The sequence below is a fragment of the Flavobacterium magnesitis genome, from assembly GCF_041729735.1.
In the GTDB taxonomy this organism is placed as follows: Bacteria; Bacteroidota; Bacteroidia; order Flavobacteriales; family Flavobacteriaceae; genus Flavobacterium; species Flavobacterium magnesitis.
In genome coordinates this window covers 1-16,471 of record NZ_JBCFQK010000032.1, presented here as the reverse complement: position 1 = coordinate 16,471, position 16,471 = coordinate 1, and the positions used below count along the sequence as shown (strand labels likewise).

Sequence of the window (16,471 nt, the reverse complement as noted above, 5' to 3'; positions counted from 1 at the left end):
TAAACTCATTCAGGAAAGTCCATACTCTGATAAGCACCCAAATCAGGTGGGGAAGTTCTGGTTTTTCCGTTAATGTCTAACGGAATGGAATAAGCCGGATTTCCTTTTGCGAAAGCAGCAGAAGTATTGTCAATATCCAATTTGTTATTTTGAACGGATAAAAAGCGAGGGTTTTGATTCAGGATAATGTTATTATAATGAACGGTATTATTAAAATTATATAATGGATTCGAACTGTTTGCATCCGATTTTAGCAGACAATTATTGAATTGGTATTCAAAAGTTGCTGCATCGTTTTTATCTAAATTTAATTCGTTAGAAAAAGCACCATAAACGATACAATTATTAAAAGTAGCCTGGGTTAAATTGGACGTTTCTGGGTTTGTGTCTGTTTTGTAATTGTTGATTTCTAAAGCAAATTGTTGCGAACTGTTCCAGTTGTTGTTAAAAGTGCAATGTGTAAACAGGTAATTCCCTCCGTAAGTACAAGCCAGTGCTGCTTTTCCAGCGGTATTAATAACTATGTTTTCGCCTTCAATTTTAGCATTTTGAGCTAGAATTCCATAGTTAGACGAATTGTAAATCTGACTATTTTTTATCGAAACGGTGGTGTTGTCCTGATTGTCAATTCGTAAACCTATTGTTGCATTTTTAATTGTAAGATGATTGATTTTGTGTGCTGTGCTGCCCTCACGAAGCCAGATAGCAGCCCATTGTCCGGGGATATTAGCATACAGTGGTTCAAGACGGTCGCCTTCAAATATAATTTCGTTTTCCTGCTTGGTAGTAGTAGAAATATTTCCGTTGCATTCTAAACTAGCCGATTGTGGTACAATCAAACCCGAATTAGTATGAAAATAAACACGGGCTCCTGCATCAAAAACTACTTTTTTGCCTTCGGGAACTGTTGCGTAACCATAAATCACATAAGGTTTTTGATTGGTAAAATGCAGCTCGTTGCCATTTATAGCATCATTTTCGTCAAGATAAAAACCACTCAATTCGTTGTTGTCAAAAGTTACCGTTTCGGTTTTTCCATTGCTTAAACGCTTTGGAAACAAGAAAACAGCATCTTTAACTAAAGTAAGTAAGGCTACTTTTTGCAAATTGGTTCCGCTATCAAATTCAATATCGTCGGTATATAAAAAATCATCGGGATTCGCATCGGCAATGTTGGGTGTGGTTTCGATAAAAACATAGAGACTGTCTTTGGCTAACAGCGTGACATTATTGAAAATTTTGTTGTTTTCGCCCTGCATTCCGTCAACGGTCATACGGAATTTAGAATTTAGACCTTTACCTAATTTAATGGTTGGGATATTAATATCATTTTTACTGTTATTGTAGACTTTTAACAAATACGTACTCGAACTTATGGTCGAAAAAACAGTGTCTAAAAAAACGGTATCTCTGGAAAAAACTAATTTTCCATCATTGGGTACAGTAGAAAAATCGGTACGACAAGAACAGATTGAAAGCAATATTCCGAAGATAAATAATAGCGAAAAAGGACGCATCGTTTTTGTTTTTTTGTAAAAATAGAAAAAATCTTATTGGTTAGGATTAAATTTTAAAATCGATTGCAGAATATGCTCGCTATTTAATACATAGTCTCTATTCTTTTCTTTATTTTTACAATCGATTAAAATAAAATTCATGACATTCGATAAAGAAAAGATATTGGAATACTGCAATCGTATTTCGAAAAACACCTTAATGGAAACCTTAAATATTGAATATGTGGATGCGGGAGAAGGTTTTTTGACTGCTACAATGCCAGTAAATCCGAGCGTTCATCAGCCGATGGGCTTGCTTCACGGAGGTGCTTCGGTAGCTTTAGCCGAAAGTGTAGGTAGTGCCGCTTCTTTTATATTTATCAATCCCGAAGTGAGCGAAGTACGTGGGATTGAAATTTCAGCCAATCATTTAAAAGCCAAGCGAGAAGGCGTAGTTACTGCAACGGCAAGAATCATTCATCATGGAGCAAGCATTCATTTATGGGAAATTCGCATTGTGGACGAAAGAGATAATCTGATTTCGCTTTGTAAATTGACTAATATGGTTTTGCCAAAAAGAAAGAAAACAAGCTAGATTTTATTCGAAAAAAACAAACCTTTTAATACAATAATGTATGATTGATTTTTTTATAAAAGTGAAGCAACAAGAAGCCCAAAATTTACCTTTTGTTATATATAGTAAACCGTATAAAACAGAAGTGAGAGGCTTTTTTCAAAAAAATGATCATTTGTATTTTGCTGAAACCTTAGATGAAACTGGTTTTGTCTTTGCGCCATTCAGTGGAAATCAGATGATATTGATTCCAAAAAGTCAATCGGTGATTTGGGAATCGGATGTTACTTCTTTTGAAGAAAATCAATCGGAGAATCTCAATCATTCTGAAAACGAACAAGAAAAAGAGCGTTTTGAAGATCTGATTCAAAAAGCAATTGATGCTATTAGCAAAGGAACTTTTACGAAGGTAGTTTTGTCTCGAAAAGAAATCTTAGAAGTACCTAATTTTGATTTGGTTACTGTTTTTACCCGATTAATTCAGCGTTTTCCAACCGTTTTTTGTTATTGCTGGTACCACCCAAAAATAGGTTTGTGGATGGGAGCAACACCGGAGCGATTGTTGAAAGCAAGCCGAAAAAAGTTTTGCACGATGGCATTAGCGGGAACACAAAATTTTGAAGGAAAAACAGATGTGATTTGGGAGTCAAAAGAAATAGAAGAACAACAATTTGTTACCGATTTTATATTGGAAAACCTGAAAGGATTAACTTCTGAAGTGGCTATTTCGAGTCCGTATACGGTGCAGGCCGGAAATGTGTTGCATATTAAAACGGATATTGAGGGAATAATTAATAAGACGTCTAAACTGAATCAAGTGGTTTCGGTTTTACATCCTACACCTGCAGTTTGTGGTTTGCCCAAAGAAACAGCAAATGAATTTATTTTAGCCAATGAAGGTTACGATAGAGAATATTATACAGGTTTTTTAGGCGAATTAAACAAGAGAGATTTTACCGAGAAAAAGCAGAAATCCGATTTGTATGTGAATTTACGTTGCATGCAAATAAAAGAAAAACAAGCCCATTTGTATATGGGTTGTGGCATTACAAAAGAAAGTGTTCCAGAAAAAGAATGGAATGAAAGCGTAAATAAATCGATGACGATGAAGAGTGTGCTTTGAAGTTAGAAGTGGGAAGTTGGGAGTCAGAAAGCAGAATTTAGAAAGCAGGCTGCAGTAGTCAGTTTTTAGAAAGCAGAATTTACAACTTTGAGAACTCAGCGAAAACTTTTTTTCTTTGCGGTAAAAAAGAAAGTTACAATAAAAAATACTCATCATAAAACTCCGTACAGTTTTTTCCTCTTTTGGAAAAACAGATTGGTGGAGGAAAAATAAAAATAATGAAATTAGACATATTAGCTTTTGGAGCACATCCCGATGATGTAGAATTAGGTTGTTCGGGAACTATTTTAAAAGAAATTTCCTTAGGGAAAAAAATAGGTATTGTAGATTTAACCCGAGGGGAATTAGGAACTCGTGGTTCGGCAGAAATTAGAGATCAGGAAGCTAATGCTGCTGCCAAAATATTAGGAGTTTCCGTTCGGGAGAATTTAAACATGAGAGATGGTTTTTTTGTCAATGATGAAAAACACCAATTGGAAATCATCAAAATGATTCGTAAGTATCAACCTGAAATTGTTTTATGCAATGCCATTGACGACCGTCATATTGATCATGCCAAAGGAAGTAAATTAGTTTCGGATGCTTGTTTTTTATCAGGATTGATAAAAATAGAAACGGAGCTGGAAGGGCAACATCAAAATGCGTGGCGACCTAAATTAGTGTATCATTATATTCAGTGGAAAAACATTGAACCTGATTTTGTAGTGGACATCACAGGGTTCACCGATAAGAAAATCGAAGCTATTTTAGCGTATCGTTCTCAATTTTATGATCCGAATTCTACAGAACCAGAATCACCAATAACCTCTAAAAACTTCTTTGAAAGCTTAAATTACCGCTCCAGAGACCTTGGAAGATTAGTAGGGGTAGATCATGCTGAAGGTTTTACTGTTGAAAGATGTTTGGCTGTCAATAGTTTAGCGGATTTGCTGTAATTTTATTGATTTTTTTTGAAAAAATAGTTTGCAGAAGTCAATAAACGTTGTATATTTGCAACCGCAAAGCAAATGGTGGTTGTAGCTCAGCTGGTTAGAGCATCGGTTTGTGGTGCCGAGGGTCGCCGGTTCGAACCCGGTCATCCACCCAAAATTGTAAAAGCCTCGAAGAGATTCGAGGCTTTTTTTGTATGTTGAATTTTGATGGTTTTTTTTTGAAAATTGTAGATTTGAAAATGTAGAGTTCAAATGGATCAACACAAAAAACTGTGGAGCTAGAAAAAAAATTAACGCAGAGAACGCTAAGTTTTTTACTCTTAGCTTTTATAAAAAGCCAAAGTTCGCAAAGCTTAGTATTGTCTTAGTTTTGCGAACTTTGTGCTTTAAGAAGCCATTTTTAGATAAAAATCTTTGCGTTCTCTGCGGTAAAAATAATTAGAGCGTATTTTTTATGTTTCTCCACAACATTTAGCATTGATCCGTTCAAATACAAAAATAAGAATTGAGATTAGCTATTTTACGGCTTATACTTCTTTCAATTAAATTTCTCCATATTTCTTGATTAAGGCTAATTGTCCTGCATGGTAAGCAGTATGAGAAACAATTCGTCCAAAGGCTTCAGCTTTTGTTTTTGTGCCAAATTCCAGGGTATTAATGCTAGTTTCCCAATCTTCGTCAGTTTGTGTCTCAACAATTGATTTTAGTTTTTCAAAAGATTCAGAAACATAAGTTTTCAATGCTTCTAAGTCTGTCCATTCTCCAGTATCTCGTTTTTCAATGACTGTTTTAGCAGATACTTTAATTGAATGGTCGCCAAATACATTTTTAGCAAATAGTAATTCTACATCTCCAATATGCCGAATAAGAAAACCGATAGAATTAGGTGATTTGCCCAGTTTTTTTACTAAATCTTCTAAAGTAATATTTTCTAATTGATTGGTAAATCTGGTTCTAGACTCTATCCAGGATTCTAAGAAAAGGGTTGTTTTATTTTTCATTTTATACTTTTGTCTAAGTTTAAAATACTTTTAATTTTGCGAAGGTTTAGTGCCTATTTACTGTTTATTACAGTATCTAATCTTTCTTTTCTAATTCTTTTATAATTTCTTTCAACATTGAAGGAACAATCCGTTTATGGAACGGACGGACAGGTAAAAAATAGAATCGTCCAAACCAATTATTAAACTCCACTGTAGTCGAAATCGTTAGTTCTTTCGTTGTTGATTTTTTTTCTTTTTCTTCTAAAAATAATGAAACTCTAAAATTCAAATGTTTATCATCTTCTCCTAAAATTATTTCATTTTCAGTTTTAGCAAACACTTTGAAAAGACCGAGTTGTTGATCTGGTTCACATTTAAAGTTTTCAAACTGTTTTTTTTGGTCGCTAATATTTCCTGAGGTTTTAAGTCCAAATAAGGAAACTATTTTGTTTCTTAAAGCAAATAAACGCTCAATCCATTTTGGTCCGCTTGAAAAAAAAGCTTTCCCAATGTCAACAGAATTGAACTTGTTGTCAATGTCATTAAGTTCACCTTGAAAACTGTCTACGTAGTCATATTTTTTGTGAGAAATATTTAGTATTGAATTACTGGGAAGTGTTGTTTTGACTATTCTCATTTTATATTCATCAGTGCATTAGCATTTTTGTAGAATTTAAGAGGTTGCGAACTAGATAAAGGGCAATTTTAAATTAAATTCAAAAAGGATAATCTGGCAGAATCGAGTGGAATGAAACTATAACTGCTGTTGATTGTGGCTGTTTTCTTCATCACTTTTAAGAAAGTCATACTTTTTCTGTTTTTCTTTCCATCTTTCTATAGCATATTGTTGCATATCATCGATTTTGTCTTTTTCGTCTATGATTTCAAAGCCAAGTAATGACTCAATAATATCTTCTAAGGTTGTAATTCCATCCATACCGCCATATTCGTCAATTACAAGTGAGATGTGTTCGCGTTTTGCTAACATTTCGTCCCATGCATTAAACAGAGTCGTTTTTTTACGGAAAGTTAAAATTTCTCTTTTTATGTCTTTTAGTTTGAGGTCAAATTGGTCTTCTGCTAATTTTTCAAAGACCATTGCTCTAAATACATATCCTGTTATATTGTCCTTACTTGTTTTATAAATTGGGATTCTTGAAAAGTGCAAGAACTCCTTGTTTTCTAAAAATTTCTGTAATGTCATTTCTTCATTTGCGGTTACGACAACGACTCTTGGTGTCATAATCTCTGAAACTTTTATATTTTTTAGTTTAATTAAGTTTTGGATAATCCTGTTTTCGTTTTCGGCAAATATTCCCTCTTCTGTTCCTATATTAGCCAAGGCGGAAACTTCTTCTCTACTTGTAGTTAATTCGGATTTGTTTCTTGACAAAAGTTTTGTAAGTATGGAAGAAACTATAACAAGTGGATAGGTTATAAAAATCATTCCGTTAATAATTTTTGCTGAAATACTAACAAGGTCTTTGCTGTAATTTGCACCTAATGTCTTTGGAATTATTTCAGTAAAAACCAAAATCAAAATAGTGAGAACTGCCGAAACAATTCCGAAATAAGCTTCTCCAAAGACAATTGTAGCTTGAGCTCCAACTCCTGCTGCTCCCACAGTATGAGCAATTGTATTAAGCGAAAGTATTGCCGAAAGTGGCATATCAATATCTTCTTTTTGTCTCAGCATTGTTTCAGCACTTTTATCTCCATTTTCAAGTCTTGATTTTAAATAGGATAACGGAGTAGAAAGCAAAACAGCCTCCATAATTGAGCATAAAAATGAGGTAAATAATGCTATAAATAAATAGGTGAGAAGTAGTGTCATTGTGGGTTATAAGTACTTTAATTAATATACGGTATTCTGTTACTTTTAAAATTATTGTTTTTGGTATTATACTAAATTTTCGTACATGACTGCAATCAAATTACAAATATTCAATTAAGTAAAAAGTACACTATTTTGTGCTTTTCCTTGTTGAGCTTAACTTTTGGTAGCAATAACACTGATTTTATCACCTTACGAATATAATTAAATTTACTAAGTTATGGCTGTAAAAAAAGTATTAATAAGATTTAAGAAAAAATAAAATTCTTACCTAAATCAAGCGAGAAGTTTTTTAGATTTGGAAAATTGTTAAACCGCTTATTATTTGATGATTGTAGTTTATTTTAGTTTACTAGTACAAAGAAAGCTTAGTTGTTACTGTTTTTTTTATGGTTCATTTAGTGCTATTTTTGGTATTACAATGATTGCTTTTAGAATCTAAAATGTGATTTATTTTTCACTATATCTCAATATCCTTAAAGTATTTGTAGCGAATCCATTTTTCAATGCCTATAATGATCAGGATGGAAAATGCTACTAAAAATGACATTGCCCAAGCTTTTGTGTTTAAAGGAGATGTGTGAAACCAGAGGTTCATAAAGGGGATATAAACAAATGCAGCCTGAGCAAGTAATACTCCCCCAATTCCGAAATAAATAGATGGATTTGAGAAAACTGCAATTTTATGGATTGGAAGTTTAAGTGAACGACAATCAATCAGGTAAAACACCTGAAATAATACCATTGTAGTTGCAGCCATGGTTTGCGCTTCTGAAACGGCTAAGCTACTAGAGATTCCTTTTGAAAGCTCAAGGTGGTATTCCCAAAGAAATGAACCAATTGTTCCGCCAGCCATTATAAGGGCAACCAGTATAATTCTGAAAATCAGAAATGAACTTAATAAAGGGATACCAGGCTTTCGCGGTGGTCGGTTCATCACATCTGGATCTTTGGCTTCAAGTGCTAGGGGCAAAGTTAGTGTAACTGCTGTAATGAGGTTAATCCATAATACTTGAACGGGTAACATAGGTTTGAGCAGTACCCCGTTTTCTGATGGGAAAAACATTACTGCGATAAATATTACCAAGCCTAAGCCTATGCTCGTAGGTAATAGAAACGCAAGACATTTAAGAAGGTTATCGAATACTCTCCTTCCTTCTTCAACGGCTGCTTCTATACTTTTAAAATTATCATTGGCTATAATCATATCTGCAGACTCTTTGGCAACTGCTGTTCCACTGATTCCCATAGCAACACCAATATCTGCGCGCTTGAGGGCAGGTGCATCATTCACCCCGTCTCCAGTCATCGCTACAATTTCTCCATTGGCTTGAAGTGCTTCAACTAATCTAAGTTTATCAGATGGAGAAACACGAGCAAAAATGTGTGTAGCTTTCACTGTTTCCTGTAAATCAATTTCATTCAATTTCTGAAGTTCATCTCCAGTAATCACTTTGCCATCTTGTGTTAAACCAAGTTGTTTCCCTATTTCAGCAGCAGTAGCGGGATGATCTCCAGTAATCATTTTTACAATAATTCCAGCATTATGACAAGCTTTAATGGCATCTTTCACCTCTATTCTTGGAGGGTCGCTCATGGCCATTAATCCTAAAAAGTCAAATTGTCTTAAGTTTTCTTCATTAATGTTTGGTAAATCTTCTTTTTGTAATTTTTTTGTAGCAAAGGCAAGTACTCTCATGCCTTTTTCTGCAAATGTCAAAACTGCGCTACGGATATCTTTTTCGAGTGTTTTTTCAGATGTTTCTGTAGAATAGGTTAATAAGGGGATAACAGATTCAGGAGCACCTTTTAGATAAATGATTTTATCTCCATCAGGAGACTGATGAAGAGTGGCCATAATCTTTCGGTCTGAATCAAAAGGCAGTTCATCTAGTCTTGGCCAATTATCTTTTAAATCGTCCAAATCAATTCCAAAATTTAAGGAGGCTTTCAATAGTGCAATTTCTGTTGGGTCACCTGTAGCTTTTGCATTATTCATTGTATCACCTTGTTGAATCGTTGCATCATTACAAAGTGCTGCGGAAAAAAACAGTTCTCTTAACTCGTGTTCTTCTGCTTCTATACTGCTTCCATGTTTTATGATTTTACCTGTTGTACTATTATCAGCTTCCAGAATTGAAAATTCTCCTTTTTCGTTCCATAAAAAATTAACTAACATTTCATTTCGGGTAAGCGTACCAGTTTTATCAGAGCATATTACAGTAGTGCTTCCCAGTGTTTCTACAGAAGACAAATGTCTGATGATTGCTTTTCTTTTAGCCATTCGTGTAACACCTATAGTTGCAGCGATTGTAATAACTGCTGGCAACCCTTCTGGTATGGTAGCTACTGCCAGTGTAATTGCAGAGAATGCCGCGTCAATAAATGTATAGTCTCGGAATATAGCCAGAGCAAATACCGCAACTCCTACTACAATAATAGAGTAGGTAATTCGCAAGGCGATCTTTTCAAGAGATAGTGTGAGTGGCGATTTTGGTGAAGTTGCGGATTCAAGAAGGGAAGCTATTTTTCCAATTTCTGTGTGCATACCTGTTGCAACAACAACTCCTTCGGCTGTTCCTGAGGTTATTAGTGTTCCACTAAATATCATACAATTACGGTCAGACAATCCTGCATCAGGAGCTACCGGAAGAATTTCTTTTTCTGCTGGAAGGGATTCTCCCGTAAGGATTGACTCATCACATTGAGCATTTTTTGTAAACGAGAGACGTATATCTGCAGGCACCCGATCACCAGCTTGAAGGATAACATAATCACCGCTGACTAGTTCAGAAATGGGAATGTTCTGCTGTTCATCATCCCTCATTACTGTAGCTTTTTCAGGCACTAGTTTTAGAAGTCCTTCTATCGTGCTCCCTGCTTGGTATTCCTGTATAAAACCAATTATTGCGTTGATTAGTATTACGGAAAACACCACAATACCATCTGTGATTTTACCCATAACTATTGCAAGTATGGTTGCTACAAAAAGTATATAAATGAGTGGATTTAAAAATTGTCGTATCAGGATTTTAAAAAAGCTTTCTCTTCCTCTTCTAACTAGAGTATTACCGCCCTCTTTTTTAAAACGTTCGTTAGCTTCTTTTGAAGAAATACCTTCAATTGAACTTTTAAGAAGTTTTAGCACTTCAGTATGTGAAAGAGAATGCCATTGATTTGCATGTTTCTTCTTTAATTCTGTTTTCATATTAATTTATTTAGAAATAGTATTTTTTAGTGTTAAATATCCACAAAGAGCATTAGTGTTTAACTAAATTTTAGGTAGTATCCACAGCGATTTTATACCTTACTAATATAACTAAATATACTAAGTTATGGCTGTTAAAAAAGTATTAATAAGATTTAATAGAAAATAAAATTATTAGCTAAATTAAGGAAGTAGTTTTTTAGATTTCGAGAATTATTAAACCAATTATTATTTGATGATTCCAATGTATTATTAGCTTTGTAAGTTTAGTAAAATCGCTAGTTTTTTGATGGTCAATAGGGTTAAGCTATTTTTCAATTGTCCGTAATGCTTTTTTGATAATGTAAGCTGTTTCCTTTGTTGGGCTTTCTGTTTTCCATTTTTCACAAATTGTTTTCACAAATTCGGGTTGGGTTTTGCTGGCATCGTTTAACCAATTTCCAACACTATTTTGAACATATTTTGCATTGTCGGACTTCATTGGTTCTAAAATTGCCAAAGCTAATTCAGGATTTTGTTTTAATTCCTCAATATGTTCACACCAAACACCTCTTGGTCGTGTAGCTTCGCTGGCAAACCGTCTCACATTTTCGTCTTCATGACTTGTCCAATTTGATAAAATTTTGATACTTTCAGTTAGATTTTTTGATATGGTTGGTCTAACAGCCATCCAACAAATTTCTCTTACGCCAAAATGTTTGTCTGCCGAAAAGGGCTGAATTTGTTCCAGCATTTCTTTTACACTCAATTTTGAATTTTTTCCAACAGAATAAGTTGCCCAACAGCGAACCACGTCTGATTTGTGATTGGAGATAATTTCTAAAAACTTGCTATCGTTATTTTCTCTTAGCTGATAAAAAATCCCTGTTCCAATTGCTTCATTTATTGTGTTTACCGTTTGTTTTTTCAAGGCTTCAATTTCAGACAAAATAGGATTCAGATATTCTATTCTGTTCACTTGTTGGAGTAAATTTTCTAGTAAAATGCTTTGGTCAACAGCTAACCATTCTACCAAATTTGCGGTTTCAATTTGTCCATTGTTCAATTGCTCTAAAATCTCTTTTGGAATCTCTTTCGTCGAACGAGAACCTTTACGTTTTATTTCTGTCATAGTGATTGGATTAATTTTTAATGTCGAGCCTTAGTTTGTAAATTTACAAATAGCAAGAGAGTTCTTTAAACTGTTTCTGTTTTTTTATGGATTTCCCTTGTAAATACTGCCTATTTATCCGTAAATTAGTGAATTATATTCTCTAAATTATTAACTAAATACGTGTATATATGAAAAATCTAAGTTTATTTTGTTTATTGTTGACTTGCATTGGATTCCAAAGCTGTAAAAAAGATCAAAAGTCGGACGATGCTAAAGACCAGACAGAAGCACCTTTAAGTGTAAGCTGTTATAAAGCATTGTATGAAAAAGATACTGTTGAGTTAAAAATTAACACTTTAAAAGACGGAAAAATAACTGGAGATATGGTGATGAAGATTTTTACTATGCCAAAAAAAGTTGGAGAAATCACAGGAGAATTTCATGGTGATACTTTATTTGTAGACTACTCGTTCAGTGAAGGAAAGGATGAAAAAAAAATATTTAAAAATCCGTTAGCAATGTTAAAAAAGGGAGATACTCTTATTTTAGGCAATGGCAAAATTGAAACTTATTTGGGACGTTCGTATTTTTCTAAAGGATTACCTATAGATTTTGAAAACGTAAAATATAAATTTTTAACTGTTGACTGCGTTGATAAATAATTGATAGTAAACAAACTGATTTAATATTTGAATAAGAAAAGGCTGTCTGAAAAATAATTTTCGGACAGCCTTTTTATCTATGAGTCTGTTTAAAATTCATCAAAATTAATTTCCCATTCCGCGGCTTCAGATGTTTTTTTATTGAATATTATTCGCTATAAAATTCCAAAAACTGATTTTCTTTCTTGTTCTAAAGTCTAGTTTTTCATACAATTTTATTGCTCCAATATTTGTATCTGCTACGTGTAAGAATGGAGTTTTGTTTTCATTAAATATTTTGCTGCTGGCATAAACTAACAATTGTTTAGCATACCCTTTTCCTGTATGTTCTGGATGTGTTACTACCGCACTTAGTTCGGTGTAATCATTCATTTTCATTCGTTCTCCTGTAACTGCTACTAGCTTATTTTCTTTGTAAATACCATAATAATTCCCCAAATCAGCTGTGTTGTCTTTGAAATAACCAGGTTGAACCAAATTAACAAGGGCAAATAAGTCCGCTTTGTGATTTGTGGTTTGTAATTCCATTACAGGTTCTGTTATTTCAATATTAATCGGTTTGTCAATAAGCATCTGATTGCAAACTAATTCTTTATTCAGTTGTACTTTGTTGTTAAAATTGGGTTTATTACCTACTAGATAAAAGTTGTTTGCCAATTTAGCATACTCGTCAATTGCTATTTTTGTCTTTTCGGTATTTATAAAACCGCCAAAAGGACAATAATCAGGTTTGTAAAAATTTACACCTTCATAGTCAACAGCGAAATCTTGATGAGTTTCATTCAAAGAGTTCCAAACAGAATTATCCAGTTTCTCTATTTGCATTTTAAAACAAGTTTATTTAGTAAAATGATATTACAAAAGTTACGATTATTTAAATATGCTGATAAAGCATAAAAGAATAATCTAAACCAATAATTTTTAAGGTAAAATAATCAATTGGAATTGACCTTCATAGACTAATTCTGTTATTAAATATTTTCTAAAAAAGTGATCTGTTAAAAGACGAGAACCTTTTTGAACAACCAGTATTTCACTATCTTTATTTTTGATCAATTTATTGATACCTTCAAAAGGGTTGCTGGCCTCATGAATCGAATAACTGGTATTGAATCGATCTGCAAATGATGCTGATAAATCTTGAAGATATTTTTCTGTGTTTTCTGTGTTTTCTTTCGATTTAGATAAATAGAAAAAAGTTAAACTTGTATTTGTATTGTTAATTAAATCCAGGAAATCCCTAAGACCAGCTATGTTTAAAGGATGCTTTTCAGTTACTGCGATAAAAATTTTTTCGTTGGAAAATTGGGTAATTTCTTTTGGGATAGCAACAATAATATTTTCAATATTATCTATAATTTTAACTTTTAAGCTCCCAAGAAATAATTTTTTCAACATCTTACTTTCTTTAGATTGAAAGAAGATGATATTATCATAAGGTTCTTTTAATAAATCAGCCAAAGTCAGTTGTAAATTATTGTCAGAGACAAAATAAGATACTTTAGTACTTGGAGGAATTATTTCCTTAGCGAGAGCGTTTAATTTTTGGATGGCTTCGTTATTGGTATGCTCCGTAATGCTTTTTTTGATTTCTTTATCGGCAAGTCCAGGAGTTAAAACTATGGTTTGATGCACTAAAAGTAACTCGGCATTTGCTTGCGTACTCCAATCATAAGCATATTTAATTAGATTATTTGAATATTCTGAAAAGTCAATAAGTAGTATGAATCTTTTTTTCATTTCGTTATGAATTTAGAGTGTTATTAGAATTTTGCAGACAATTTTTTACTTCTATAAAATCTTCCTGTTTGTCTGCAAGAACCATAAGAATATCATTTGCCCTAATCTCTGTGGAACCACCAGGTCGAATGTATTTATCGTTTCGTTTAATCATTGTAACAAAAGCAGATTTCGGAAAATTCAAATCAATAATTCTTCTGTCAATAGCGTAAAAACCGGGTAAAATTTCGATTTCCTGTAAGGCTGATTTAGGAAGATTTAAAATTATTTTTTCGGTTTCAGATAAAGGTTTTACTTCTTCTGGTAGATCCACATGGAGCCATTTTGCCACAACAGACAAAGTTGTCCCTTGAATGATTATTGATGTGACAGATATAAAAAACACGATATTGAAAATTATATTTGCTTTTTCAATCCCTGCCAATAATGGATAAGTGGCAAATACAATAGGAACAGCGCCACGCAAACCAACCCACGATATGTATAATCGTCTTCGCAATTGCATTTTGAAAAAAATCAAACTAATTAAAACACCTATGGGTCTGGCAACAAGAATTAGAAATAAAGAAATAAGTAAGCCAATGCCCATGTGGGGAAAGACTTGAGAAGGGAATACAAGTAAGCCTAAAGTAAGGAACAAAACAATTTGCATAAGCCAAGCCAAGCCGTCATACATTTTAAAAATGGTTTTTTTATGTATCAAGTCTTGATTACCCAAATAAACGGCACAAATATATATGGCAAGAAACCCGTTACCACCCAGAAAGTCTGTGGCGGAAAACGTAATAAACATCAGGGCAATGAGCAAAGCAGGATAAAGACCTTCGTAATCGAGTTTAATTTTGTTAATAATCAATTTACTAAGCTTACCAAAAATAAAGCCCGCAATTCCACCTAAAATCATCTGTTTGAAAAATAACGGAATAATAGAAAATAAGCTTTGATCTTGGTTTGTTACTAAACTCAAAAATGCAATAGTCAATACATAGGCCATCGGATCGTTACTTCCGCTTTCTAGTTCTAAAGAAGGACGCAAGTTGCTTTTTAAAGCAAGGCTTTTTGAACGTAAAATTGAAAAAACGGCAGCTGCATCTGTTGAAGATACAATAGAACCCAACAACAGGCTTTCGTAGATGGTAAAGTCGGTAATAAACCAAACAAATGTTCCCAGCGAAACAGCGGTCAATAATACACCTAAAGTGGATAAAACAAGTCCTTCCTTAAGTATTGGTTTTACAGAAGTCCAATTGGTATCAAGCCCTCCCGAGAACAAAATAAAATTCAGCGAAATAATACCTATAAATTGAGCCGTTTCCGGATTGTCAAAATGAATGCCGCCAATGCCTTCAGAACCTGCTAATATTCCTATTGCTAAAAAGAGTAATAATGTAGGAACCCCAAATTTATAAGAAGTTTTTCCTGCTATAATACTTAAAAGAAGTAATAGAGATCCAATTAATAAAATGTTTTCAATAGTTAAATTCATTTTTCGCCCTGTTTTTCTACTAAAATACTTAAAATAGTAACATTTTGGAGATACAAGAGCATCTTTTAACTTTTAAATAAGTTACTAAGACAAGAGGATTGGCTTCGTCGAATTTTACTTACTTACATTAGAGAGGAGTATTATTTTTCAAAAAGTTCTTTCATCATTTTTGGAACTTCCTTTTCTGGAGTGGGGAAGTTGTGTAGTTCTTTATTTTTATAAATATTGAATTCTGATTTTGAAATTAGAGTTCCATTTGGTGAAATGAACACTATTTCTAATTTGTCCAGCACTTTTTTACAGTCCCATCTCCAGGTGTCGTGATATTCAATCAAGAAATCGAAATCTCCAAGTTTATCTCCTTTTTTTACAATTTCAGCTTTAATTCCATATTTCTCTACTTCATTTTTAATAACAAGATCCGTGTTACCAATAATTTCGTGTTCTTTTGAGGAATCGTCAGGTAAAACAATATAGCCTACCATTGGCAAAATCACACCAGGCTTAAATTGAATGTATTGCGAATTTTCAGCTGATATTATATAGGCTTTCTTTTGTTCCTTTATTTCAGGAACCGAATATTTAACCGTATTAATTGTTCCAGCACAACTACTAATTAAAAGAGCTGAGAAAGCTGTTAAGAATGGTAAGTAGAGAAAGTTCTTTTTCACGTTTTGCTTTTTTATTTAAGTGGTACTTATGCAATCGGACATTAGAGATGCGTGAGATCCATTCAGTAACTCGGCAAAGTATTTCTATCTTGTTATTCTTTGTGGATGCAGAGTGTAAATCTACTATGTTGAATTACATTCCAGGCCAATATAGAAAATTGAATTTATGACCATCAGGATCAGAAAAACCAAAGGTATAGCCAACTTCAAATTTTTCTGGTTCACAAAAAATAGTTCCGCCCAGTTGTTTTACTTTTTCATGCCATTGATCGACTTCCTCAACACTCTTAGCCGATAAAGAAAAGATGATTTCGTTTTCTGTTTTGGCATCAGTAATTTTGCCGTTTAAAGCTTTTTCGAATCTTTTGGGTAAGAAAAAATTAATCACAAAATTATTTTCTGCAACACTAAAACTTACCAGTTCAGCTGTTTCATGGCCATTTTGTTTGAAACCCAAACCAGTGTAAAATTCAATTGTTTTATGCAAATCATGCGTAACCAGATTCGCCCATATCATTTTAGTTTCCATATATTTTAGTTTTATAGATAACAACTAAAGTTAGTAAATTTAATTAAATCGGATTATATGGTGTTGCTTTTAGTATTCTAACATTCAGAATGTATCACGAACGATTTATGCTAATGTTAGTTTTTATCGTTTATTAATTC

The 16,471-nt window shown here is 33.3% G+C and carries 15 protein-coding genes and 1 tRNA gene; 5 read left to right on the top strand and 11 right to left on the bottom strand.

Going from position 1 to position 16,471, the window contains the following annotated elements; all coding sequences use genetic code 11:
- Window positions 1–5 precede the first annotated feature (5 nt).
- The gene (locus tag AAGV33_RS15435; protein ID WP_373393198.1) at window positions 6–1,517 is read right to left on the bottom strand and encodes a hypothetical protein; all 1,512 of its coding nucleotides are present in this window, start codon (window positions 1,515–1,517) and stop codon (window positions 6–8) included.
- 139 nt (window positions 1,518–1,656) lie between these two features.
- Here AAGV33_RS15435 and AAGV33_RS15430 point away from each other — a divergent pair, with 139 nt between their 5' ends.
- The 4 genes from AAGV33_RS15430 (at window position 1,657) to AAGV33_RS15415 (ending at window position 4,277) form a co-directional block, all read left to right on the top strand.
- A complete protein-coding gene (locus AAGV33_RS15430; RefSeq protein ID WP_373393197.1) occupies window positions 1,657–2,091 on the top strand; it encodes a PaaI family thioesterase in 435 nt (144 codons plus the stop codon).
- Window positions 2,092–2,131: 40 nt separating this feature from the next.
- Entirely contained in the window at window positions 2,132–3,193 is a 1,062-nt protein-coding gene (locus AAGV33_RS15425) for an isochorismate synthase (protein WP_373393195.1), read from the top strand.
- A 218-nt stretch (window positions 3,194–3,411) separates the two neighbouring features.
- On the top strand, window positions 3,412–4,128 hold the full coding sequence (gene bshB1 / locus AAGV33_RS15420; RefSeq protein ID WP_373393194.1) for a bacillithiol biosynthesis deacetylase BshB1: 717 nt from the start codon (window positions 3,412–3,414) through the stop codon (window positions 4,126–4,128).
- A gap of 75 nt (window positions 4,129–4,203) precedes the next feature.
- Window positions 4,204–4,277: transfer RNA gene (locus tag AAGV33_RS15415), tRNA-His, on the top strand.
- A 390-nt stretch (window positions 4,278–4,667) separates the two neighbouring features.
- Here the strand turns inward: AAGV33_RS15415 and AAGV33_RS15410 are convergent.
- From AAGV33_RS15410 to AAGV33_RS15390, 5 genes are all read right to left on the bottom strand, one after another.
- On the bottom strand, window positions 4,668–5,126 hold the full coding sequence (locus tag AAGV33_RS15410; protein WP_373393193.1) for a DinB family protein: 459 nt from the start codon (window positions 5,124–5,126) through the stop codon (window positions 4,668–4,670).
- A 76-nt stretch (window positions 5,127–5,202) separates the two neighbouring features.
- A complete protein-coding gene (locus AAGV33_RS15405) occupies window positions 5,203–5,745 on the bottom strand; it encodes a DUF2867 domain-containing protein (RefSeq protein ID WP_373393191.1) in 543 nt (180 codons plus the stop codon).
- Between the two features lie 117 nt (window positions 5,746–5,862).
- Entirely contained in the window at window positions 5,863–6,942 is a 1,080-nt protein-coding gene (locus AAGV33_RS15400) for a CNNM domain-containing protein (RefSeq protein WP_373393189.1), read from the bottom strand.
- 460 nt (window positions 6,943–7,402) lie between these two features.
- On the bottom strand, window positions 7,403–10,150 hold the full coding sequence (locus tag AAGV33_RS15395; protein ID WP_373393187.1) for a cation-translocating P-type ATPase: 2,748 nt from the start codon (window positions 10,148–10,150) through the stop codon (window positions 7,403–7,405).
- Between the two features lie 307 nt (window positions 10,151–10,457).
- Window positions 10,458–11,261, bottom strand: coding sequence for a DNA alkylation repair protein (locus AAGV33_RS15390; protein ID WP_373393185.1), 804 nt, complete (start codon window positions 11,259–11,261; stop codon window positions 10,458–10,460).
- Window positions 11,262–11,431: 170 nt separating this feature from the next.
- On the opposite strand from AAGV33_RS15390, the gene AAGV33_RS15385 reads away from it, so the two are divergent.
- Entirely contained in the window at window positions 11,432–11,905 is a 474-nt protein-coding gene (locus tag AAGV33_RS15385) for a hypothetical protein (RefSeq protein ID WP_373393184.1), read from the top strand.
- A gap of 138 nt (window positions 11,906–12,043) precedes the next feature.
- Here the strand turns inward: AAGV33_RS15385 and AAGV33_RS15380 are convergent, their stop codons facing one another.
- The 5 genes from AAGV33_RS15380 to AAGV33_RS15360 all read right to left on the bottom strand — a co-directional run bounded on the left by AAGV33_RS15380 (window position 12,044) and on the right by AAGV33_RS15360 (window position 16,331).
- The gene (locus AAGV33_RS15380; protein ID WP_373393183.1) at window positions 12,044–12,730 is read right to left on the bottom strand and encodes a GNAT family N-acetyltransferase; all 687 of its coding nucleotides are present in this window, start codon (window positions 12,728–12,730) and stop codon (window positions 12,044–12,046) included.
- Window positions 12,731–12,826: 96 nt separating this feature from the next.
- Window positions 12,827–13,645: a universal stress protein gene (locus tag AAGV33_RS15375; protein WP_373393181.1), complete on the bottom strand. Its 819-nt coding sequence runs from the start codon at window positions 13,643–13,645 to the stop codon at window positions 12,827–12,829.
- A 4-nt stretch (window positions 13,646–13,649) separates the two neighbouring features.
- Complete coding sequence (locus tag AAGV33_RS15370; RefSeq protein ID WP_373393179.1) at window positions 13,650–15,131, bottom strand: potassium/proton antiporter; 1,482 nt, start codon at window positions 15,129–15,131, stop codon at window positions 13,650–13,652.
- Window positions 15,132–15,271: 140 nt separating this feature from the next.
- On the bottom strand, window positions 15,272–15,802 hold the full coding sequence (locus AAGV33_RS15365) for a hypothetical protein (RefSeq protein ID WP_373393178.1): 531 nt from the start codon (window positions 15,800–15,802) through the stop codon (window positions 15,272–15,274).
- Between the two features lie 133 nt (window positions 15,803–15,935).
- Window positions 15,936–16,331 (bottom strand): VOC family protein, encoded by a 396-nt coding sequence (locus AAGV33_RS15360; protein ID WP_373393177.1) that lies wholly within the window; start codon window positions 16,329–16,331, stop codon window positions 15,936–15,938.
- Window positions 16,332–16,471: the final 140 nt, after the last annotated feature.